This is a genomic window from Pseudomonas sp. Sample_24, from assembly GCF_004307605.1.
Lineage (GTDB): Bacteria > Pseudomonadota > Gammaproteobacteria > Pseudomonadales > Pseudomonadaceae > Aquipseudomonas.
In genome coordinates, this window is the sequence record NZ_RCNW01000100.1 from 1 (window position 1) to 22586 (window position 22586).

At 52.6% G+C, this 22586-nt stretch carries 17 protein-coding genes; 5 read left to right on the forward strand and 12 right to left on the reverse strand.

All coding sequences use genetic code 11. The features are described 5' to 3' along the window. The first annotated feature begins 104 nt into the window (after positions 1–104). The 4 genes from rfbB to D8V06_RS04665 all read left to right on the forward strand — a co-directional run bounded on the left by rfbB (position 105) and on the right by D8V06_RS04665 (position 3374). The gene (rfbB, locus tag D8V06_RS04650) at positions 105–1187 is read left to right on the forward strand and encodes a dTDP-glucose 4,6-dehydratase (protein ID WP_130930521.1); all 1083 of its coding nucleotides are present in this window, start codon (positions 105–107) and stop codon (positions 1185–1187) included. Further along, a complete protein-coding gene (gene rfbA / locus D8V06_RS04655) occupies positions 1184–2059 on the forward strand; it encodes a glucose-1-phosphate thymidylyltransferase RfbA (protein ID WP_130930522.1) in 876 nt (291 codons plus the stop codon). Before rfbB ends, rfbA begins: the two co-directional genes overlap by 4 nt. A 58-nt stretch (positions 2060–2117) precedes the next feature. Beyond that, positions 2118–2987 (forward strand): dTDP-4-dehydrorhamnose reductase, encoded by an 870-nt coding sequence (rfbD, locus tag D8V06_RS04660; protein WP_130904108.1) that lies wholly within the window; start codon positions 2118–2120, stop codon positions 2985–2987. A 219-nt stretch (positions 2988–3206) separates the two neighbouring features. Then, entirely contained in the window at positions 3207–3374 is a 168-nt protein-coding gene (locus tag D8V06_RS04665) for a DUF2897 family protein (RefSeq protein WP_007931351.1), read from the forward strand. A 126-nt stretch (positions 3375–3500) separates the two neighbouring features. Here the strand turns inward: D8V06_RS04665 and D8V06_RS04670 are convergent, their stop codons facing one another. Continuing rightward, positions 3501–4352, reverse strand: a complete 852-nt coding sequence (locus D8V06_RS04670) for a DUF1989 domain-containing protein (protein WP_130904109.1) — start codon at positions 4350–4352, stop codon at positions 3501–3503. Positions 4353–4526: 174 nt separating this feature from the next. On the opposite strand from D8V06_RS04670, the gene D8V06_RS04675 reads away from it, so the two are divergent. Then, positions 4527–5084, forward strand: a complete 558-nt coding sequence (locus D8V06_RS04675; RefSeq protein WP_056856430.1) for a TetR/AcrR family transcriptional regulator — start codon at positions 4527–4529, stop codon at positions 5082–5084. On the opposite strand, the gene fabF is transcribed toward D8V06_RS04675, so the two are convergent. From fabF to wecB, 11 genes are all read right to left on the reverse strand, one after another. Further along, on the reverse strand, positions 5081–6355 hold the full coding sequence (fabF, locus tag D8V06_RS04680) for a beta-ketoacyl-ACP synthase II (RefSeq protein ID WP_056856431.1): 1275 nt from the start codon (positions 6353–6355) through the stop codon (positions 5081–5083). The genes D8V06_RS04675 and fabF overlap by 4 nt on opposite strands. A 32-nt stretch (positions 6356–6387) precedes the next feature. Then, complete coding sequence (locus tag D8V06_RS04685) at positions 6388–7182, reverse strand: SDR family oxidoreductase (protein WP_056856432.1); 795 nt, start codon at positions 7180–7182, stop codon at positions 6388–6390. Between the two features lie 208 nt (positions 7183–7390). Further along, complete coding sequence (locus tag D8V06_RS04690) at positions 7391–7726, reverse strand: helix-hairpin-helix domain-containing protein (RefSeq protein WP_056856433.1); 336 nt, start codon at positions 7724–7726, stop codon at positions 7391–7393. A gap of 121 nt (positions 7727–7847) precedes the next feature. Further along, entirely contained in the window at positions 7848–9032 is a 1185-nt protein-coding gene (locus tag D8V06_RS04695; RefSeq protein WP_130904114.1) for a glycosyltransferase family 4 protein, read from the reverse strand. Beyond that, positions 9032–10264, reverse strand: a complete 1233-nt coding sequence (locus D8V06_RS04700) for a glycosyltransferase family 4 protein (RefSeq protein WP_130930523.1) — start codon at positions 10262–10264, stop codon at positions 9032–9034. Before D8V06_RS04700 ends, D8V06_RS04695 begins: the two co-directional genes overlap by 1 nt. Before the next feature lie 13 nt (positions 10265–10277). Beyond that, on the reverse strand, positions 10278–12008 hold the full coding sequence (locus D8V06_RS04705) for a hypothetical protein (protein ID WP_130930524.1): 1731 nt from the start codon (positions 12006–12008) through the stop codon (positions 10278–10280). A gap of 76 nt (positions 12009–12084) precedes the next feature. Next, entirely contained in the window at positions 12085–12468 is a 384-nt protein-coding gene (locus tag D8V06_RS04710; protein WP_130904117.1) for a hypothetical protein, read from the reverse strand. A gap of 82 nt (positions 12469–12550) precedes the next feature. Further along, entirely contained in the window at positions 12551–14665 is a 2115-nt protein-coding gene (locus tag D8V06_RS04715; protein WP_130930525.1) for a DUF6270 domain-containing protein, read from the reverse strand. Beyond that, on the reverse strand, positions 14662–19821 hold the full coding sequence (locus tag D8V06_RS04720; protein ID WP_130930526.1) for a methyltransferase domain-containing protein: 5160 nt from the start codon (positions 19819–19821) through the stop codon (positions 14662–14664). The genes D8V06_RS04715 and D8V06_RS04720 overlap by 4 nt, the downstream gene beginning before the upstream one ends. A 14-nt stretch (positions 19822–19835) precedes the next feature. Further along, complete coding sequence (wecC, locus tag D8V06_RS04725) at positions 19836–21098, reverse strand: UDP-N-acetyl-D-mannosamine dehydrogenase (protein WP_130904120.1); 1263 nt, start codon at positions 21096–21098, stop codon at positions 19836–19838. Continuing rightward, positions 21095–22249, reverse strand: a complete 1155-nt coding sequence (gene wecB, locus D8V06_RS04730; RefSeq protein WP_130904121.1) for a UDP-N-acetylglucosamine 2-epimerase (non-hydrolyzing) — start codon at positions 22247–22249, stop codon at positions 21095–21097. Before wecB ends, wecC begins: the two co-directional genes overlap by 4 nt. Between the last annotated feature and the right edge of the window lie 337 nt (positions 22250–22586).

Genomic DNA, 22586 nt, shown 5'->3' on the forward strand with positions numbered 1-22586 from the left:
CGAGATCGAGGGGGATGGCAGGGCATAAAGAAAGTGTAAAGAGTGGGTTTATGCTGGGGTTACAATCGTATCTTGTCGACTTACCGAAAAAAGGCCTGGCCAACATGCGTATTCTCATCACTGGCGGCGCTGGCTTCATTGGTTCTGCCCTGGTTCGTCAGCTGATTCGACACACCGAACATGAAGTACTCAATCTGGACAAGCTGACCTACGCCGGCAATCTTGAATCGCTGACCAGCATTGCCAATGACACCCGCTACGAATTCGTCCACGCCGATATCAACGATCAAACGACCGTAAGCGCTGTGCTCGCACGTTTCCAGCCGCACGCGATCATGCACTTGGCAGCGGAGTCCCATGTTGATCGCTCTATCGACGGACCGTCCGCGTTCATACAAACGAACATCGTCGGCACTTACAGCCTGCTGGAAGCCGCCCGCGCTTATTGGCAAAGCCTCGCCGAGCCGCAAAGAAGTGCCTTCCGTTTCCATCACATTTCCACCGATGAGGTCTATGGCGACCTGCATGGCGTCGATGATCTGTTTACGGAAACGACACCCTACGCACCCAGCTCGCCCTACTCAGCCAGCAAAGCGGCGTCCGACCATCTGGTCCGCGCCTGGCATCGCACCTATGGCCTGCCGGTGTTGCTGTCCAACTGCTCGAACAATTACGGCCCCTTTCATTTCCCCGAAAAACTGATTCCACTGGTGATCCTCAATGCCTTGGCAGGCAAACCGCTGCCGGTGTACGGCAATGGCCAGCAAATTCGTGACTGGCTGTTCGTCGAAGATCATGCCAGGGCGCTGCTCAGAGTGGTGACCGCAGGCAAGGTCGGAGAGACTTACAACATCGGCGGGCACAACGAGCAAAAAAACATCGACGTGGTACGCGGTATCTGCGTGCTGCTTGAAGAACTGGCTCCCCTGAAGCCTGAAGGTGTCGAGCACTACACGGACCTGATTACCTTTGTGCAGGATCGTCCTGGCCACGATCTGCGCTACGCAATCGATGCCGGCAAAATCGAACGCGAATTGGGCTGGGTTCCCGAAGAGACATTCGAAACCGGCCTGCGCAAAACCGTCCAATGGTATTTGGCTAATCTGCAGTGGTGCCGTCGTGTTCAGGATGGCAGCTATCAAGGCGAAAGGCTGGGCGCCATCAATCCACAGGAATTGCTCGCATGATGAAAGGCATCGTTTTGGCGGGCGGCTCGGGCACGCGCCTGCATCCGATTACGCTAGGCATATCCAAGCAGCTGTTGCCGGTTTATGACAAACCGATGATCTATTATCCGATTTCAGTGCTGATGCTGGCCGGCATCAGGGACATTCTTGTGATCTCTACTCCCCGGGACTTGCCCCAATACCGCAATCTGCTAAGTGATGGCAGTCAATTGGGGGTTAACTTCAGCTATGCCGAGCAAGCGTCACCGGATGGCCTGGCCCAGGCATTTTTGATTGGCGAACAGTTCATCGGCGCAGATCCGGTGTGTCTGATCCTCGGCGACAACATCTTCCATGGCTCGCATTTTTACGAGCAGTTGCAAAAAGCGGCAAAACGCTCTTCTGGCGCCACCTTGTTCGGGTACCAGGTCAAAGACCCGGAGCGTTACGGCGTAATCGACTTCAACGACGAAGGCCATGCCCTGTCGATCGAAGAAAAGCCCAAACAACCGAAATCCAGCTATGCGGTCACCGGTCTGTATTTCTACGACAATGACGTGATCGAGATTGCCAAGGCGGTGAAACCTTCGGCTCGCGGCGAACTGGAAATCACAGACGTCAACAATGCCTATCTCAAGCGAGGCGATCTGCGCGTCGAGCGCTTGGGACGAGGCTTTGCGTGGCTCGATACCGGCACCCACGATAGCTTGCTTGAGGCTTCACAATATGTGCAGACCATTGAACATCGCCAGGGCCTGAAAATCGCCTGCCTTGAAGAGATCGCCTTCGACAATCACTGGATCAACCGTGAACAATTGCTGGAGCGTGCCGATTGCTTCGGCAAAACCGGCTATGGCCAATACCTCGCCAAGTTGGCAGAGAAAGAACAATGAACGGGGTTGATCGTGGAGTAAACGTCAGTACAAGCCCAGCAAAGGCTGACCTGTTGCCATGAAGTTTCTAATAAGCGGCCAACAGGGTCAGATCTCGCTTGAGTTACAGCGTCGACTGGGGGTTTTCGGCGAGTTGATCGTGCCAGGCCGCGATCAACTCGATCTGACCAAACCCGATCAAATTCGCCAAACGGTGCAGGATGTTCGGCCCGATCTGATCATCAATGCGGCGGCGTATACCTCGGTGGATCTGGCTGAAAACGAGCCGGAAACAGCCTATGCCATCAACGCGGTCGCCCCCGGTATCTTTGCCGAACAAGCGCTGGCGCTCGGTATCCCGCTGATTCACTACTCCACCGATTACGTATTCGACGGTACGAAAGTCGGCCCTTATGACGAAGACGACACGCCCAACCCGCTCGGGGTCTACGGCAAAAGCAAACTGGCGGGCGAACGGGCCATCACCGAGGTGCAATGCAAACACCTGATTCTGCGCAGCAGTTGGGTCTACTCGACCCATGGCCGCAACTTTTTGCTGACGATGCAACGACTGCTGCAAGAGAAAGCAGAATTGGCAGTTGTCGCGGATCAGATTGGTGCGCCTACCTGGGCGGGAACAGTCGCCAATAGCACCCTGGCATTGATCGAACGCTGGCAATCGGGCGAACCCACTCCCTGGGGTACCTATCACCTGACTGCTCAGGGTAAAACATCCTGGTTTGGCTTCGCCGAGGCCATCGGTGAGGCGTTACGGCAGCAGGGAAAGCCGTGCGCGAACCTACTGCCTATCCCCTCCAGCGACTATCCGACCCCTGCCACCCGCCCAATCAACTCATGCCTGGATTGCAATCGCCTGCAACGGGACTGGGGTGTCAGCCAACCCGACTGGCAAACCGCGCTGCGCGAGTGTCTCGCCGAACAAAACTGAGCAGGAACCACGAACCCGCCGACCAGCATCGCAATCCGCTTACTTCATGCTGACGACGGATAATCTCAGGAGCCGCCGCACGCTGCTCCGACAAGGATGTGCGATGCCTACGCCACATCAGGCATAGAATGGAACCACTGCGAAAATGTATCGCTCAAAGTGTTATGCACGCCCGGTTGGCGAAACCTCGCCAACCAGCCTGCTTTCAAGGAGATTCCTATGCCCTGGTATGCCTGGTTGATTCTGGTGGTTGCCATCGGCTCTATCGTTGGCGGTTTGATGATGTTGCGTGACACCGCCAACAAGGTCGAGCTGACCGATGAACAACGTAAACGCGTAGCTGAACGCAACGCGGAAGCGGACGCCAAGGATGCGCAGGACCGCTAACAAACAACTGTGGCGAGGGAGCTTGCTCCCGCTGGGTCGCGCAGCGGCCCTTGAGGTCCCTCGCACATTTTTTTGCGCCCGCTGCGCGGTCGAGCGGGAGCAAGCTCCCTCGCCACGAAAGCGATTCTATTTTTCCCAATCGGCCTTGGCGATGTGCAAGCCATGCAAGCCTTTGTAGGCGGCACGCTCGGGCTGACTCCAGCCCTCCAGCAATGAATCCTCCAGGCGGTAAATTTCCACACCCAGCGGTCGGCAGACGCTCAATGGATCCTGCGCGTCCGGCCCCCACATCGCCAATGACAAATCCCCGCCCGGGCAAGTCGAGAGTGCGCACAGCAGATCGATTTCGGCAAAGAACTCCAGATAATCCCCCTTCTGCGCCGGACAGGCTTTCATGAAATACATGTCGTCGTGGTTCAGGCCCGTGCACTGGAAAATATTCAGCACATCATGCACATCGAATTCGGTCAGGCCGTGGGGCAATACCGCCCGGGTCAGGTTGGAGTGACAGTGATGATGGAAGTCTTCACCGGTGAGCATTTTGTTCACATAGGGATCACATCGAGTGCCGAGCAAATCATGCAGGCGACCGCCGTGTTCATCGATTCCATAGCCGGCCAGGCTGTCATCGGTGATGGTCACCAGCGGCCGCAAAAACGGCAGGTTCGACCACAGCCGGTCATGGGTGCTGACATGGGCGCCTTGCAGCTGTCGGGTACGTGACGCCCACAAACGTTCACGGGGATCGTGAGCGTTCCAGACGTTGAAATCGCCGACTTGCGGACCAACAGGCGTCGTGACCCTGAACACGTGTCCGGCCGGAACGTTCCAGGCGCGGCCGGTGCGAATCGGCACTTCGAAGGACTCGATCAGCGTGCGTGCATCCTTGGCATCGCGCACCCGTTCATAGAACGCCTTGTCCACCTGCAAAGCCGAGCCTTTGCTGACTTGATAGGCCGCCGGATAGTCTTTGTACATGCCATTTCCCTCGATCAGTGACGTTACGCTGCAGTCAGCGTAATCACTATTCGTGCCAGTTCTTCAACGCGTTCGAACCAAGATCAACGCATCTGCATGCTTTTTAGAAGTAGAAGTACAGTCACCATGTAATTTTCATTGGTTAATATGGCGACCTTGATGTGGAGATATCAGATGCGTTACTCGCATGACCATAAAGCCCAGACCCACCAACGCATCATCAAAGAAGCTTCGGAGCGCTTTCGCCGCGACGGTATCGGCGCCACTGGCCTGCAACCGCTAATGAAGGCGCTGGGCCTGACTCACGGAGGCTTTTATTCGCACTTCAAGTCCAAGGACGAACTGGTGGAAAAGGCGCTGCAAGAAGCGGGCAAGCAAGTGGATGGGTTATGTGCCCAGATATTTGCCGAGGATCGCCCGCTGGAGGTGTTCATCAATACCTATTTGTCCGAATGGCATCAGACGTCACCCCATGAAGGCTGCCCGCTGCTGACCATGTCGTCGGAACTCGGCCTGCGCGGGCAACCGAGCCCCACTTCCGACGTGGTGCTCAATGCGCGACTTGAGCAGATACAGAACACGCTTGCCGGTGAAAACACGGTAGAGCGCAGCATCGTCATCATGTCGACGCTGGTTGGTGCCCTGCTGCTTTCGCGCAGTGTCGAGAATCCCGAGCTGGCCCAGCAGATTCTCGACGTCACGCGGACCCACTTGAACCAGTCCGAGACCTAACCGTTCCAGCGTTTGAACAACACGCTGGCATTCACGCCACCAAAGCCAAAGCCATTAGACAATGCGTACTCGATGGTCATCGGCCGGGCTTGACCGTGAACAATGTCCACGCCCTGGGTAGCAGGGTCCGGGTTATCGAAATTCAGCGTCGCCGGTACAACCTGATCCCTGATCGCCAGCAATGTGAAGATCGCTTCAATACCACCCGCCGCACCGAGCAAATGCCCGGTTGCCGATTTGGTTGATGTCACCGCGATCTTGTTATCCGCGCCAAACAACGACTTGATCGCCGCCAACTCTCCGAGGTCGCCAACTGGCGTTGAGGTCGCGTGGGCATTCAGGTGCTGAACCTGCTCCGGCGAAATACCGGCCTGAGCCAATGCCAACGACATCGCACGACGCGCTCCGCTGCCATCTTCGGGGCCTGCAGTCAGGTGATAGGCATCGGCACTGGTGCCGTACCCGACCAACTCAGCCAGTGGCTTGGCGCCCCGGGCCAAGGCGTGTTCCAGCGACTCAATCACCAGCAAACCCGAACCTTCGCCCATGACAAAGCCATCGCGCCCACTGTCGAACGGCCGCGAAGCACGCTCCGGGGTGTCGTTGTAACCACTGGACAGAGCGCGAGCCGCTGCAAACCCCGCAAGACTGACCCGGTCGATCGCGGCCTCGGCGCCGCCACACACGGCGATATCCGCCTCACCGGTACGAATCAATCGCGCCGCATCACCAATCGCCTGAACCCCGGCCGCACACGCCGTCACCGGTGCACCCAGCGGACCTTTGAAGCCGTGTTGAATCGACACATGCCCCGCCGCCAGATTGACCAGAAACGATGGAATGGTGAACGGCGACAAACGCCGCGGGCCACGACTGTCAGTGGTGCGCACCGCATCGGCAATCGCGCCGAAACCACCCACGCCTGAACCGATAATGGTCGCGGTACGCTCCTGGTCACCAGCAGACTGCGCCTGCCAACCGGCCTGCTCCAACGCCTGACGCGCCGCTTCCATGGCAAACAGGATAAAGCGGTCCATCTTCTTCTGTTCTTTGGGTGGCGTCGCCAGGTCCGGGTCGAACCCCGCTTCGGCATCGTCCGCCACCGTGGGCACCGAGCCGCCGACCTTCGCCGGCAGATCCGCAACCACTTCTTCCGGCAAGTTGCGCAACCCGGAACGCCCGGCCAACAGGCGAGACCATACCGCTTCAACCCCGCTACCCAACGGAGAAACCAGCCCCATCCCCGTAACAACCACTCGACGATTACTCATACCGCAAATACCTCATGCCGATTGATGGTGCTTCACTTGTAACGTGCAGCAGCCTGGCTTTTGGAAAGGTTCGGAGCCATGACCAGTCGTGCAGCGACAAAGGCATTCCACTCGGCGGCATCCGGCAACGAAGGAATAGTCACCAGCTCGCCCTGGTCCAGGCCCGACAACGCCGCGTCGACCATCTCGCCCGCCTCCATGACCATCTCTGCCGGAATCTGGGTCGCGTCAATGCCGGAGCGTTCCCAGATTTCGGTACGCGTCACACCCGGCAGCACGGCCTGCACCTTGACCCCGGTGCCATCAAGCTCGGCGTTCAAGGATTGGGTCAGACTCAGAACATACGCCTTACTGGCGCTGTAGGTCGCATTGAAACGCTCAGGGAACAGCGCCACCACCGATGCAATGTTGATAATGGTCCCGCGACCGGCCTTGGCAAAACTCGCCGCCGCCGCCGATGCCAAGCGAGTGACTGCTGTAACGTTCAGTTGAATCATTCGCTCCAACTGATCGGTGTCGGCATTGGCCAACAACCCATCCGCTGCCACGCCGGCATTGTTCAGCAACAAGCTGATGCTGGAGTCGCTGCGCAGACGCTGCTCAAGCTTGAGCACGTCATCCTTTTGCGTCAGATCCGCTTTCAGCACTTCCACTTGCACGCCAAATTCAGCACGCAACGCGTTCGCCGCTTCATCCAGCCGTTGCTGATCACGAGCGACCAACAACAAATCAAAACCACGCGCCGCCAGACGCTGCGCGTAGACCGCGCCGATGCCGGAAGAAGCGCCAGTGACGAGGGCTGTGCCTTGGGATTGAGTAGAGGTCATGACTATGCTCCAGGGAAATGCTTGAAGGGAAAGCCAAGCGCCTGAGGCTCAGGACGCTTCGACAGAAATCGCATTAATTATAGGCATAATTTAAATGGCATATGATAGCCATAATTTAAACGACGCCGACAAAAGGCAAAACCTCGCAGCATGCGCCAGAAAGAAAAGGGGCCGATCAATGACCGGCCCCTGGCGCTGACTTACAAGCTTAGTTCACCTCAAGCTTCTCGCGATTTTTATCCAGAATGGCTTTGCCGATCCCCTTCACCTCGAGCAACTCATCAATGGACGCGAAAGGCCCATTCGTTTCCCGATACGCAACAATCGCCTTGGCCTTGGCTTCTCCCACACCCGCCAACTCACGCTGCAAAGTCGGGGCATCCGCGGCATTGAGGTCGATCTTGGCTGACTGCGTCGAAGAGGAAACCTCTTGCATCAACGGAGCGCTACTCGCTTGCGACTCCACGGCCGGCGCAGCAATAGTGGCGACAGAGGCGCTGGTGAGAAGGGCAAAAACCAGAGAAGAGAAATAGCCGGTACGCATAAATGAAGCTCCATGACATCGATTGGGAAAGCAGCTTTTCCGAAGCTGCCTTCCAAACTTAGGCGATGTGTGGAGCGTGTCAAAAATGTGTTCGTTACGGGATGTGAAACAATGACGAGAATTAGCTATCGACTGTACTCAAGACATCCATCGCCATACGCTTCTGGATTGATACCCGCGAATATTCATTCATGAATGCTTCGCGTATCACTGGTTCAAGACTCAGTTCAAATAATGCCTCTATCGCCCCTTCGACATCGCAGGGTTCAAAGACTGAAGCATTGGATATCTTGGTGTGAGTGAACCTGGCAGAGTATCCCGCCAATCCCGCAAGAATTGGCTTGCCCGTCGCGGCATACTCAAAAAGCTTTGAGGGAATGACCCGGCGAAATGACTTGAATGAGTTCAGGTGCAAAAACAGAACGTCGGCCTCCTGATAAAACTTGAGCAGGTCTTTGCGCTGAACAGGCGCGATAACCTCGACATTGGTAACGTCGCTGTTTTTCAGCGCTAATTGAAGGCGCTCCAATAAGCCACCAGCACCAATTACGCTGAAATGTGCCACACCCTCCAGCCGTTTGGCCAAAGCCGGAAGGATGAGATGAAGCCCCTGCCCTGCGCCGATATTGCCGGCGTATACGACCTTCAGTATTTTTCCGCTGTATGAATCGCCGTGTTTTCGTGGCAGTTTTTTGAAGAACAGTTCATCGACGCCGTTGGTATGGATCGAAAAACTATGCCTGGGGTAATGAGCCGAGAAGTAGCTCAGAAAACCAGGCGATATGAGATTGACCCGGGCAGCCTGGCCGATCGTCAAACGTTCGATTCTAGAGAATATCCAGGTTGCTATTTTTCCAAGCCGGCTAGGGAATAGTTCCGGCAAGGTGTCCACAAAAATATCGCGTATATCCAAGTAAAGCGGGGTCTTGGTAAGGAATCCGACGCAAGCCGCCAACGTTGCTGTCATCAGCCGCGAAGACGAAGCCACCACCAAATCGTAATCCTTTCCTTTTATTGCCTTGCTTACGCCCCGCGCATAAGACGCGAAAGCCCGGGCCTGGTCCAGAAGCCCGCTTTTATGAACAGGCAAAGCAATGCGCCGAATCGTCAGACGCGGACACTCTTGAAACTCTGCTGCAGCTGCGCCGAAAGAGTGATAACGATTAGGCTGCGTAGTGACGACGTCTACCCGTACGTTGGCGCAGGGCTCAGCCAGCAATGCCTTTACCAATGCTTCAACCCGAAACGAGCCAGCGGCGAGATCCGGAGGATAATAGAAGCTCAGAATAAGCACGCGAATGGTCATTATCGAGTAACTACCCTGGCCGATTCAGCGGGCAGAACCCGATTATAAAGATCAATCAGCAATGCCTGCTGGTCTTCCCAGTTCAAACTCATCGAAGCACTCCTGGCGTTATTCGCCAGCCTCAAGCGAAGATTTGAATCGCGCACCAGCACCTTCAACGCATCCGCCAACATTTGATCGTCGCCTTCTCGAACCAGCAAACCAACGTCATGAGCACGAACAATTCGACGGATCTCCGGAAAATCGGTCGCGACTACGGGTAATCCGGCGATCAGATACTCGAACAGTTTGTTGGAGTCCGTCGTGAAATGATTCAGGCAGGTATTTTCGATTGGCTGGACACCAATATCCGCCGAGGCCGTGTAGTCGGGCAGATCTGCCAATGAAACGGTTGGGATGAAATGCACCCGATCAGTCAGCGCCAGTTCCTGACTCAGCGATATCAAGGGCTGCGTCAGACGCCCACCGCCGATGAATACAAAGTAAGCTTCAGGCACTCGTGCAACGAGCCTCACCAGCCGTTCCAATCCGCGACCTTGTTGCAAACCTCCTTGATAAAGAATGATTGGCCACGTTTCGGTCAGACCCAGTTGTTCGCGAATACGTTGTGAAGACTGGGTGAATGTCAATCGTGGTCGATTCTGCAGTACCACCGGGCGAGATATCCCATATGCACGGGAAAAAAACTTCGCTCGCGCGTCGGTCGTCGTGATCGTCCCCTGAACCCGTGGCATCAGCAACTTCTCTACCACACCGACCAACCGCCGAAAGCTGTCGTATCCCTCACGGCTGGTGCTGATTTCGTGAGCGTCGTAGATCACCCTGGCACCGCTGATCTTGGCCGCAAACCAGGCAGTGGGTAACGTATTTACATCATGTGCGTGGACCACATCAGCACGGTACATGGCAATGCGGGCAGCCAGTACGCCGTGAGTCCACATGCGTGCGGCGATGCGTAGCACTTGCCTCGCGGGGCTTAAACGGCCGATAGATGCGTTACCGCCCACCTGCCCGGAACTTGTCTTGGCTTTGCGCAGTTTCCAGAACGGGCTACGGGCAACACGCGAAACCTTTATTCCACCCTCCAGAATTTCGTGCTCCAGCGTTACACCGGGAGTATGCAAGGCGAATACCGTGACATCATACCCAGCCCCCTGAAGTGTTTGCGCTTCTTTGAGCACACGGGCGTCGTTACGAAATTCGTTCCAGACGATCATTGCAATGCGCGACATGGGCGAATTCCTTTTAGAGGGCGTCAGTAGTTTCAAGCGATTCATAATATTCAAGAAGATCAGGCAAAAGCGCGAAGGCGTCTTCATAGTTACCGCGTGAACACAGACGCTCAAACGCGTAAGCCAAGGCTGAAACCATAATTGCAGCACTCTGAACGTCTTTTAAACTTTCGCGAGAGGCTCGAGCGCTTTCAATGGCCAGTAAAAATTTAGGTCTGTCAATAATAAGCCAGTTCGCACCAACCGGCTCAATTTTCCAATTTGGCCAATGACTTACGAATGCCTCTGCGGTTTCAGACAAAATTAACGTGTTGGGGCTGACATCCGCACAAACCAACTGCCTTGGGAGCCCTTCAAGAAGCGAAATTATTCCAGTATAACGATGCTGAAACTCTTGCAGGACTGCGGAATTCTCCCTTGAAACGACTAACGATAAATTGGAAATCAATTCATTTGTCAGGCGTTGCTCAAGGTAAAGATGCGAACGCCCGAACTGTTGAACTAATGTCTCAACGGGTTCAAGGGACATTAATTTTTGCGCTATAGAAACCAGGCCGGGCCCCTGTTCCCGTAGTGTGACCTTGCGTACTTTGTCAAATTCGAACACATGGCAACTATATCCACGCACATTCCTTGAGCCTAAAAATTGAGGAACTGGAATCAGCGGCTCGGATTGCAAGAGTAAACTTTCACGCATCGCGAGAAACTCTGCAGGCGCGTCGTATAATTTAAACAGAAAGGTTTTCTGGTTTCCATTTTCACTCGTAAAACACGATTCAAATGAATATATGTTGGGTTGACCGATTTGACTCCACGTACTGGATAGATACTTTTTGTACGGGGACGATAGATCCTCCATCACTGCAGTCATCCATTCCTCCCTGAAATCTTCATTTAGAAGGGACTTTATTTCGGCCGTATAAGCTGAATCCGTGACCACGAGCGGCTTGTCGTGAAAAAACATTGCGTTGATCTGCCGATATTGCAACCGCAGCGAAGTGACATCCTGAATCATGGTGGCCAATCTTGATAGGCCTTGACGTACAAGCAATAGAGCAATGAGCGCTGGGAAAATTTTCGGCGGTGTAAAGAAAAGATAGTCTGCCACCATGCAAAAAAAAGTCACCAGAAAACCAACAGACGACAAGGTATTCAATACTTCAACATGGCTCTGTTGAATAAGCCGTCTTATCTTTGGAAAACGATCATATAGCGCTACCGTGGTCGCGCCAACGACGACGCAATAAACCAACAAGACTGATATAAGTAAAGGGTAGATAAAAACCAGGATTGATACAGCAATGAATACGAACGTGCCTGCGGCCAGCCCACGCGTATATTTGGAATAAACTTGTGTCGCTATTTTTCGCTGGTTGTCGAACAACTTCAATTTAGCGCTGTTTTTTAAAAGCTGATCCGCCCCTTTTCGGGAAAAATAGGCGATGATGAAATTCGACACAATATAAAGGCAGTAACATATAACCGCGAGCAAGCTGAACGCTATAATAAGATGCGTCTTCTTCAAGCTCTGCAGGTACATGGGAAAGTAATGTGGCACTTTTTCAGCGCCCAAAAGTATCAGAACCTTCAATGGCAAAAAAAAGGTGAGTAACAGTAATACTTGCGAGAAAAAATGCGCCGCCTGAAGAGTCAAACTTGTAAATGGAACAACCTTTAAGAATTTCCCACCCAGCGAAAAGCACCACCCCATAGTCACTCTTATGAGATCCAGTAGACCAGTCATCACTTATAACCTATCAGGGTTGAAACACGCCGCATAATATTTCCACATTTCGCCAGGTAAGAAATTATTGGAAACTCTAAATTTCCCAATAAATGGAAACATGGGCTCCGGATGTTACTGATCCTTTGGGCTGAGTATAAATACTGCCTACTACCGGGCGATCCTGCTTATAGTAGTGAACCTTATACATTCCGTCCGAGCTATCAATTACTTTTCGACGATACCCAAGACGTTTGAACTCCTTCGAAATCGCTTCCTCAGCTTCTTTCGGACTATCATCGACCAAGACATTATTAACTTTTAGCGTTCCTTCACTGCTGGACTTGCTGTATTCCTTAACCAACGCACCTTTGACGCTCAGTTTTGCGCCATCATCCAGCAACACTTGAACTGATTTGCCGTCTTGATCACATGCAGCGAGCATAAAGGCCGCCGCCAAAACCACAATTTTATGCTTCATACTATTATCTCAGAAAGTTAATACAGACACAGTTTTATCGAATTAATATCACAGTTGTCACATCTTACCAGCTATGTTCCCCTTACGACTTAAGGCCTATATCACCAAGCTGGTCAGCCAGCGCAACGAGTTGCCTTATATAACTTGCACTCTGGCTTTGCTCTGAGCCAAAACAATAACTATCAAATTTTTCAGCCGATGAAAGCTCGATGATCCGTTCCAGTGAAATCTTTCGCCAATAATCGGAAGACTGCCAGTGCTTCATCGTAAAACTAACCAAGTACAACGCAACACTTTGCGTCAACAGGCTCAGTAAACATGCGAAAGTATCTTCATGTTTTGAGAAGTATGTAATATCACTGCTCAGAAACCGAGCATGCTCGAAGATGCAGTGATGCAGCCTTATCATGAAGCGTCTATCAAACTTGTGACTGACTCCACAATTCCACAGCATTAAAAGGGATAGAAGCCGCTCACCTGCGACCTGGCTCTGCCAGATAATATGATCTTTTTCAGACCGATGTTTGAAGCTGTGATTAAGCCAGTCATTTACAAACTCTCGTGCCGACATAACGGCCGAAAAATCATTGGTATCTATTGCGTGCAACATCAATATGGTTGCATGGTGAAACGAGTGCCAGGAAACAAGATGCTTCTGAGAACCAACGTTTTCTGGCAAACGCGTCATGGGTGACCAGGGTAAAGAAACTCCTTCATCCAGAAGGCATGTACCCTTATCAAAGAAGCTTTTTGTTTGTAGCGTAGCGTGTGGAAACCTTGCAGATAAGTACTCGTACAATCTTTCACCAAGCGCAGGCAGCGTTGATAATAAAGGCGAGTATTCGCGTTCGCAGCCTTGCTTTTGCAAATACTCTAAAGCTGAAAATGGCTTCTCACTCCAAACCGAAATACTTTCTACTTTAAGAGCTGCGCCGTTTGGAGAAGGTGCACCTCTCAGGTAGATTCTAATTTCAGATATGCAGCCACTTTGCAAATTGTCAGACTTATTGTAAATTTCAAACAACATATCAGAATGTGCAAATGTAAAACACACCCAGCGTTCGGTTTTGGGGTTAAAGCTTGTGACACCAATAAACTTTGGGCCTTCGCCATATCCTAGCGATACGGAGCCAAGTGAATCCCATCCTGACAGTTTCATTCTAACGCTGAGACCATTTGCAGATAAAGGTTCAGGCAATGCAAAGCGAATTTGATAATTAGATTCCGGACCTGAAAAGGTAAATTTCATCCCATCTTCTATTCGAGTTGATGACGCATTACCTTTGAATCGTTTTTGGTCAAACGGAATCGTGCCTACGAAAGAGGCGCTATTGCTGAACAAAACTGCAGTATCCAGTTCCCGATCCGGATGTATAGCACCGGCGGCCTTCAAGCCTGACCTAAGCATCGAACCTTTATTCGGAAGATAACTCGACAACTTATCCAACAAAAACAAATAAAAATCATCAACATAGTGAAAGGGACTCAATCCCCACCGATGTTCTTCATTGCCATATACCAATTCTACTGGAGGTTGTAGAAATTGATTTGGTGCCAAATCACGCCCCATCCGCTCATAAAGGCGCAATAGGAACATATTCGATTCGCGAATATACGCGGGATTGAAAGCCGAACCGAAATCCCTACCGCTTTTTGTTTTGGCGCTCCATAGAGTACGATTCACAACAACCTTCGAGAGATTACCAGCCGCACTCATTAGGCTAACAAATCGTTCCCATCCCGTTTCCCAAAGAGCAAAATACTCTTCAGACCCCGAAAGTATCAATCTACCAGGTTCATTCTCCTCATCGAATCCTGCACTTCGCAACTCGTTTGAAACCGTGAAAATGCCCCCGCTACCAGCGGAGAAGACATTAAATCTTTCATCAATCAGGTCAATGAGGAAGATATCAAATCTTAACTCATCGATCTTATCCAACAGCGTTTTTTCGAGATCCGCCTTGATGATCGCCGCTTGGAATTTCGAGCTCAGGTTAGCGCTATATACATCAACAGTAGGCGGTAAAGTAAAGGCGCTGGCAAACGAGCTGCGAGCATAGTAGGCCGCTAAATCAAATGCGTGATTCACGTCGTAGTTGAGGATATCCCTACTCACGCAACTCCCAAAAATGACGATTCTCACAACGCCCTTTGTTGCAACCTCGTCTTCCTCGCCGGTGAAAGTTCCTTCAATCACTGGTCACACTCATTGATAACGCTCAACTCGCGACCAACGGTTTTAAGAATAGACGTCTGGTTCTCAACGCGGGCGCGAGCAGCTTTAGACATCGTTGTAAATAGTTGAGGTTGTTCGACAATCTGCGCAATACCGGCAGCCATCGCCAGATGGTCCTCTCCCGGAGCCAGGACGCCGCAATCTTCATCCATGAATTCCGGGATAGCTGCGATAGCGTTGGTCACAGGGATCAGGCCCGACGACATGGCTTCGTCTCGAGAAACGCCCTGAGTATCCATGCGGCTGGGGCATAGGAAAAAGCCGTAATCCTTATGGAGCTTTGCAATATCGGATTGCTTTAGATAGCCGCGTTCGATTCTTACGTTTCGATATTGTTTGAGCGGAGCAAGGGTTTCTTCAAACAGCGGTCCATCGCCTACCATCAGGAACTCCAGTTCGTTAAACCAGGGCTTGAGGGCTAGAGATTGAATGGCTTTGACGCTGAGGTCATTTGCGTAAGTGTGCGAGGCATACGGCCTTATCGACAAAATTTTCTTGCGCTGCTCTGACGGTTTTTCCTGATAAGAAAAGAGCTCGGTGTTGATTGGATTATGAATAATTTCGTATTGGTTTGCGGGCAGGCGGAATCCCAGATCTTCCATCACCTCTTCAGCGAAGTAATGAGAAACGAATACCAACTTGAGGTTGAGCGGCATCGGTTGCAGCAGATTACGCCAGAAGCCCAGGCGTTTTTCGCTTTCGAGCTTGGCGAGTTGCAATTGGTCTTCGGTGCTGTAGTTGTATTCACGACGCCACCACGGCTGGATTTCAGCGCCGTGAACCCATACGACCACCTTCGTGGTATGGAGGTGCTGACTCAGGACATGCCACATTTCAGCGTCGAGGAAATGCACCAGAACGGACTTGTATTGGCCCTTTTCCAGCATCTTTGCCAAGGTCGACTGTGAACCTGTCACCACGTTGACGTTTTCAAACTCGTGGTAGCTGACCGATTCATTCTTGCGCAGACGGAACACGTCGACGTCGAGCCCGTGCTGCTGGTAAGCGCGGACGCGGGTGTGAACGAAACCATTTCGATACAGATCGTCGTATGAGGGATAGTGATTAGTGACTAGCAAGTGATCAGCTTTCGCCAACATATCTGAAGGCTGAAGATCACGGTGTCCCAGTACGAGCGCCTTGATTTCAGCCTGACCACTGGCGTAAACGCGCACACCCAGGCGGATAAAGTCCGCTTCAGGTGGAATATCGGAAGTATGGTTGCGATTCGCGTGCTGCATGACGTGGCTGATGCGCTGCTTTTGCGCATCGAGAAACAGCACCACCAATTGCACGTTCAGACCGGGTGTAACGTCGAGGTAGAGCTTGAGCTGCTGGTCCTGCACGAATTGAGCGATACTCAGGTCCTGCTGCGCATAAACGTATTCGTGCTTGCCATCCGCAAGATCCGAAGCGAAATGCCAAGCGTCAAAATCTACGTTCGCCTGCAATAACTTGCTGCGAACCGGCCCAAACATTTCGGCGAGACCGCGGCCAGTGATTTCGGGTGCGATATGCTCCTCGATTATCGGCTCGATAGCTTCGGCACGCGCCTGCAGTTCCTGGATGCTAAGACCAGTATCCAGTTTGAGGTCGTCAACGACGTCGGCAAGATTGGCATCACAGAGGCCCGCCGCATTTCTGCAATAATTGAAAGGGTCGATGACAAGAGTCTGTTCGTGACAATATCGACGTTCGGACAAGGACAGAGCCCATTCACTCAGCAACTCATCAGCCTGCAAATAGGTGCTGATAATGGAGCTTCGGGCCGCCGCTTCAGCCGCTAAACGATACTGTTGATCATTTTTCTTAAGCTGTATTGCGCCGGCTACGTTCTCATAAAACGTGCATTTGCCGATCACTTTGGCTTGGCTATAACGGGTCGCAAGCACAAGGTCCAACAGGTAGTTGGGACCGTAGTAGTCCTGGGAAACCATACCTGCCAGCAACGGCGCATCGCCTACGATCTCTTCCAGGCGCATTTTCCCAGCGTCTTCCAACGTCAACAGCGACAGACGCGAATCATTCACTTCGCCGATGTCAGCCAGCGAGTCGCGCACGACAATAGTCATCCGAAGATTGGCGTGGCTTTGGCGCTGTAAATGTCCGACCAATGCTGTGAGCTCAGCCTTATTGGCAGCAATGGCGACCACGCAGACTTCGGGCAATGCATCAGACGGAGCCTTGTTCAACACTTTGGTCATCACATAAGCCAGGCGCTGAGCATAGGTGTGCTCTTGCATGACTTTCCGCAAGGCCGCCAATCGTAGTTTGCTGCTGTTAATCTCATCGCCAGCCAAGGTCTCGAGACGGCGCACCATCTCGACCCCGTCGTCCGTGGTCACAACGAGGTCACCGAACAACAAGCGCACACCGCGAGAGAAGTTGCTCACGGTAATGGTGTTACAGCCGAGCAATTCAAATACGCGACGGGCAAACATTGTTTGCGATTGTTTTATTGAATTGAGGTTGATCGCGTAGCGATAGCCTTTGTAGGCGGTATCGATCTGATCAAAGCTCAGAGTGCCGACGATGTAGGGTTGGTATTCGGCAGGGAACTGGTAGTTGGCATCGTCCTTGCCAAAATTTCGGTCGAATATTTCCAGCGGCCGGAATTTCGGTAGCGCCTGAACGAAGTTACCCAGGTCACGGGTGCGCTCGGGGTAGCGAGCGTAGTAAGCACCTGCGAAGCAAAACGCATCTTTGCGCTCGTATAACTCGATCGGGTTATGCACCGCCGGCTGGCAAGCGAACGGCAGCAAGTAAACACGCTCGTGGCCCAAGGCGCCTTTGTAGCGGTGAATACAATCGATGTCGGTGGTGAATACGAAATCGAACTGTTTTGCAGTGGTCAAGAATGTTTCGAAGTGGACCGGGTCTTCCTTGTTCCAGAAAACGCTAGGAACGTTACGCTCCGCACACCATGCCAGGATGCTCTGCAGCTCTTGGGCGTTATGACCGATCTTGCTGCCCCACAAATCATCCTTGCCACGCCAGGCCGACTCGATAAACAACAGGTCGGGCTGGAACTCGACAAGTTCGGATTGCCAGTTCTCAGGCGTGAGCTGCAGGAGGTTGCATTCATACCGGTACGAGCCATAAGTGAACTCGTCCATGACACAGGCAACTTTCAAGTTGCTTCTGGACGGGTCGGCCTGATTAATCAATGTGCTACGGATTCGTTCAGATTTCTCAACGACCGCAGGTGGCGAATGGGGCTGCGCGGATACCTGAAGCAGCGCGACAGGCTCTGCCAATGCGTTGTCGACGCCAATGCGTTTCTGGGCAGTTTGTTTGCGTTGCTTGGCAGCCTTGCGATACAGATTGAACAGCGCAGTCGGCAGGCGCACTAGGCCACTCAAGGAACTGGCGTTGGATTTGATCTGATAGCCCAACTGGTAGGTCATGCTGGACCGTGTCTTGATCAAGCGTTGTTCAGCCAGGTGGCGCTGAGTGTTCGCGCGTTCAAGATTTTCGTTGAGCTCGTCGATTTTTCTTTGCTGTGCAGCGGTCTTTTCCAGCAATTCGTTGAAGTTTTGTTTCAGATGCGGGATCTGCTTGCCCGTGACCTCTCGATACTTCTGATTGGCCGTTTCCAGCCAGCCTTTGGAGGCACTCAATTCACGCTCAAGTTGCTCGCGAATGTCCTGCCACTGCGCCTGGGTCGTGCACAGCAACTGCTCGGCAGCCTGGTGGCTCGCTTTCTCGTGAAACAGTTGTTCTGACAGTAACTCGCGTTCCTGCGCAGCCTGCTGCTGCAGATCGTTGACCTGAACTTCCAACGTTTGACGGGCAGCCCGCTCATTATCAAGTTGCCCAAGAGTTTCCTGGCACTGCTCCTGGACGGTGCTCAACAACCGTTCGGTAGCCTGATGACTTGTTTTCTCCCGCAGCAGTTGTTCTGCCAACAACCCGCATTCTTGTTCAAACTGAGACTGCGCTGCATTGAATTGGATTTCCAGCGCCTGCCTGGCAGCGCGCGCTTCATCAAGCTGAGCGCTGACCATCAAAGATTGATCAGCCCTCGCCTGTTGGTCTTGTTCAAGTTGAGCCAACAGCGCGCACTTTTCCTGTTCCAGGCTGGCGAGCATGATTTCATGTTGATGCTTGAGCGCTTCGGCCTGCCGCTCACTCTCGCGCATTCCAGCGTTCAGAACATTGAGCTCGTTGATTTGCAACTTCAACGTGTGGACCTGCTCTGTTGCTGCCCGGTATTTCGTGTTGGCCTCGTCAAGGCGCTGCTTGGCGTCACCCAGTTCCACCACAGTTTTCTCATGCACGACCAAGGCTTTCTTCAGCTCGGCGACTTTCTGCACTTCGGGTTTAAGCAAAGCAATTTGTTCGGTGGCGGCGCGGTACTTATTGTTGGCCTCCTCCAGGCGCTGTCTGGCACCCGACAGGCTGGTGTTCAAGTTTCGCTCTACCGATTCAAACGCTTTCTCCAGCCCCTGGATCTGTTCGATGTTCAGATTCAAGTCCGATACAACACCCCCCTCTTCGCCTTTCTGCGCCACCATCCCAAGCCATTTGCCCAGCACTTTGACTTCGAGGACGCGCAAATGCTTGCTCAACATCCGGTATGGAGCGAGCAAATAGAATGTGTGTTTGTGATCGATGAAATCATTGACGCCAAATGGAACGGTAATAACCAGCCGGCCACCGGGTTTGAGAAGCGACGCCGCTTTCTCAACGAACATTTCAGGGCGCACCAGATGCTCCAGCACTTCACTGATCACAATGGTGTCTGGTTCGGTGGCGGTGATATCCAGTGACAGAAAGTCAGCATTCACGTAAGTGATCTTCTGCTGGACGTGAGTCGGCTCGGCTTGCAGATAGTCCTGCGCCTCCGCAATAGCCTGCGGGCTGGTATCGACACCTGTCACCGAGCAACCTTCGCGAGCCAGCAAAAGCGGGACTATGCCCTGCGAACACCCGACATCAAGAACTTGCTTGCCTGATACCTGGGCACATATCCAATGGATACGCGCCTGGGTTTCTCGCATGAAATGCTCACCCAGCTTTCCGTAGTAAGCCTCCATGACCCGGTCATGAATGTCGGCCAGAGGCGCCGGAGCATCCGTTTGCGGAGCCAGTTCGACCAGCTGAGTGTTACTCATCATCAATTCTCTTTTCAGGCTGCGAATACGCCGGCGGCATCAATTACAACGGCGCTATCACGCAATATGGCGATCTTTTTGAATTCACGATGCTTAACCAGCAAGACGTGAATATGAGAGCTGTCAGTGGCGTATTCGGTATCAACGAGTTGGTGTTGGGCGAGATCGGAAGGCAGCTTCTCGATATTCGGCTCGACCAACAACAACTCGACACCCAACTCCTCACCCAACTGGCGAGCGATATGCAATGAGGGGCTTTCACGCAAATCGTCGATATCGGGTTTGAAGGCCAAACCGTAACAGGCGACCCGAACTTGACGAGCGGAGAGATCGGGGTGCTTCAACAAAAAATCAGCCAACGCCAGCTTCACTTGCTGGATGACCCACTGCGGCTTGCTATCGTTGACTTCACGTGCGGACCGAATCAGGCGTGCCAGGTCAGGCGTACGGCTGACAATGAACCATGGATCTACCGCGATGCAGTGACCACCAACGCCCGGACCTGGTTGCAGGATGTTCACTCGGGGATGGTGATTGGCGAGGCGAATGAGCTCCCAAGTGTTGATATCAAGCTTTTCGCAGATCATCGACAGTTCATTTGCAAACGCAATGTTGACGTCGCGAAAACTGTTTTCGGTCAGCTTGCACATCTCGGCAGTGCGGGTATCGGTGATGATGCATTCACCCTCGACAAAACAGCTGTATAGCCGCACCGCCGCGGCCGAGCACTTGGGTGTCATGCCACCGATGATTCGATCGTTCTCGACCAACTCTCGCAAGACGTGCCCAGGTAGGACTCGTTCAGGGCAGTGCGCGATTCGGATATCGGAGTCTTCGCCATGGGTGCTTGGAAATGTGAGATCAGGGCGAGCCTCAGCTAACCAGGCCTCCATCTGTTCAGTCGCGCCAACCGGAGATGTGGATTCTAGAATGACCAAGTCATTTTTTTTCAACACTGATGCAATGGATTTGCTCGCCGCCTCAATATAAGTGAGATCCGGTTCGTGCTGTTCTTTGAATGGAGTAGGTACTGCAATCAGAAATGCATCAGCAGGAGCAGGCGTCATCGAGGCACGCAGGTAGCCTTCGGTCACAGCTGCATGAACAACCATGTCCAACTCAGGCTCAACGATGTGAATCTCTCCCCGATTGATGGCATCCACCGCTGTTGGGTTGACGTCGACACCAATTACTTTTTTGCGTCGGGAAGCGAAAACGGCGGCGGTAGGTAATCCGATGTAACCGAGGCCAATAACTGAAACCGTTTCAAAACTCATGCTGCCGCCTCAATAGATGCATTCTTCCAGCTCACCAATGCCTCACTAATGTTGGCGCAGGCTGTTCCATCCCCGTAAGGGTTATGGGCATAACTCATTGCTTTATATATGTCCTCGTCAGTCAGCAGCTCACTCAGATGATTAACGATGGATTCGACTTCAGTACCGACCAGTTTGACTGTGCCAGCCTCGACAGCTTCCGGACGCTCAGTAGTGTCCCGCATCACCAGCACAGGTTTACCGAGCGCAGGTGCCTCTTCCTGGATGCCCCCGGAATCGGTGAGGATGATGTGAGAGCGGGTCATCAGATAAACAAATGGAAGATAATCCTGCGGTTCAATCAAGTGCACATTGCTCACACCAGACAGCATGCGCTGGACAGGCTCACGTACGTTGGGATTTAGGTGAACGGGATAGACGAACTCGACCTGTGGGAATCTCTCGGCTGTCTCTAGTAGTGCATAGCATATGCGCTCGAAACCTCCACCGAAGTTCTCCCGGCGGTGCCCGGTCACAAGAACCATTCGATTGCCCTCGGGCAGGAATGAAAACTTTTCCTTGAACTGGGAGAGCAGAATGGATTCAGGCGCGTTCAGTTTCTTCACCACTTCCAGCAGCGCATCCACGACGGTATTCCCGGTTACATGAATAGCCTTGCAAGCAATGCCTTCACTGATCAGGTTCTGCCGCGACGTAGGCGTAGGCGCGAAGTGCAACGTAGCAAGACTGCCCGTAAGTCGGCGGTTGCCTTCTTCGGGCCATGGTGAGTACAGATTATTGGTGCGCAAACCCGCTTCGACGTGTGCGATCGGAATTTGTTGGTAATACGCCGCAAGAGTCGCGGCGAATGTTGTTGCGGTATCTCCATGAACCAGAATTACATCCGGTTTGAAGTCCTCGAAAACAGGCTTTAGCCCCTGGATAATGGCCGACGTCACATCTGTCAAGTCCTGACCAGGCTTCATGATGTTTAAGTCGTATTCGGGTACCAGCTCGAACAAATTGAGGACCTGGTCTAGCATCTCCCGATGCTGGGCAGTCACACAGACTCTCGAATCGAACCGATTATCTTCAGAGAGCCGCAGCAATAGCGGCGCCATCTTGATAGCTTCGGGGCGGGTTCCAAAAATCGACAAAGTCTTGATCGTCACAAAATCCACTACCTCTACAAATACGACGTTGACCTAGTTTGGGTCGCTCACGTGGCGCAATCATCAAATCCAAGGAATGGCGATGCACGGAGCCAACAGAGGTGGCCAGAAATGAACAAGGGTCATATAAGAGTAGAGGCGGGGGGGTTCACGCATGGCATTCCATCGCCGACTATCCACATTCCGTGCAAAGCTAGTGCAGAGAAGATGAAAAAACATTCATCTTCTATCGCAGGGCGCGCAGAATACTATAAGGATGGCTGATTGACACCCTGAATTGGCGGTTTTGTAACAGCGTTTTCTTGAAAAGGTTCAAAAAAAACTGAATTTTTTTGAT

Excerpts from the sequence above, each read along its gene's own strand:
- rfbB (WP_130930521.1), top strand. The coding sequence starts at position 105 with ATGCGTATTCTCATCACTGGCGGCGCTGGCTTCATTGGTTCTGCCCTG.
- rfbA (WP_130930522.1), top strand. The coding sequence starts at position 1,184 with ATGATGAAAGGCATCGTTTTGGCGGGCGGCTCGGGCACGCGCCTGCAT.
- rfbD (WP_130904108.1), top strand. The coding sequence starts at position 2,118 with ATGAAGTTTCTAATAAGCGGCCAACAGGGTCAGATCTCGCTTGAGTTA.
- D8V06_RS04665 (WP_007931351.1), top strand. The coding sequence starts at position 3,207 with ATGCCCTGGTATGCCTGGTTGATTCTGGTGGTTGCCATCGGCTCTATC.
- D8V06_RS04670 (WP_130904109.1), bottom strand. The coding sequence starts at position 4,352 with ATGTACAAAGACTATCCGGCGGCCTATCAAGTCAGCAAAGGCTCGGCT.
- D8V06_RS04675 (WP_056856430.1), top strand. The coding sequence starts at position 4,527 with ATGCGTTACTCGCATGACCATAAAGCCCAGACCCACCAACGCATCATC.
- fabF (WP_056856431.1), bottom strand. The coding sequence starts at position 6,355 with ATGAGTAATCGTCGAGTGGTTGTTACGGGGATGGGGCTGGTTTCTCCG.
- D8V06_RS04685 (WP_056856432.1), bottom strand. The coding sequence starts at position 7,182 with ATGACCTCTACTCAATCCCAAGGCACAGCCCTCGTCACTGGCGCTTCT.
- D8V06_RS04690 (WP_056856433.1), bottom strand. The coding sequence starts at position 7,726 with ATGCGTACCGGCTATTTCTCTTCTCTGGTTTTTGCCCTTCTCACCAGC.
- D8V06_RS04695 (WP_130904114.1), bottom strand. The coding sequence starts at position 9,032 with ATGACCATTCGCGTGCTTATTCTGAGCTTCTATTATCCTCCGGATCTC.
- D8V06_RS04700 (WP_130930523.1), bottom strand. The coding sequence starts at position 10,264 with ATGTCGCGCATTGCAATGATCGTCTGGAACGAATTTCGTAACGACGCC.
- D8V06_RS04705 (WP_130930524.1), bottom strand. The coding sequence starts at position 12,008 with ATGACTGGTCTACTGGATCTCATAAGAGTGACTATGGGGTGGTGCTTT.
- D8V06_RS04710 (WP_130904117.1), bottom strand. The coding sequence starts at position 12,468 with ATGAAGCATAAAATTGTGGTTTTGGCGGCGGCCTTTATGCTCGCTGCA.
- D8V06_RS04720 (WP_130930526.1), bottom strand. The coding sequence starts at position 19,821 with ATGAGTAACACTCAGCTGGTCGAACTGGCTCCGCAAACGGATGCTCCG.
- wecC (WP_130904120.1), bottom strand. The coding sequence starts at position 21,098 with ATGAGTTTTGAAACGGTTTCAGTTATTGGCCTCGGTTACATCGGATTA.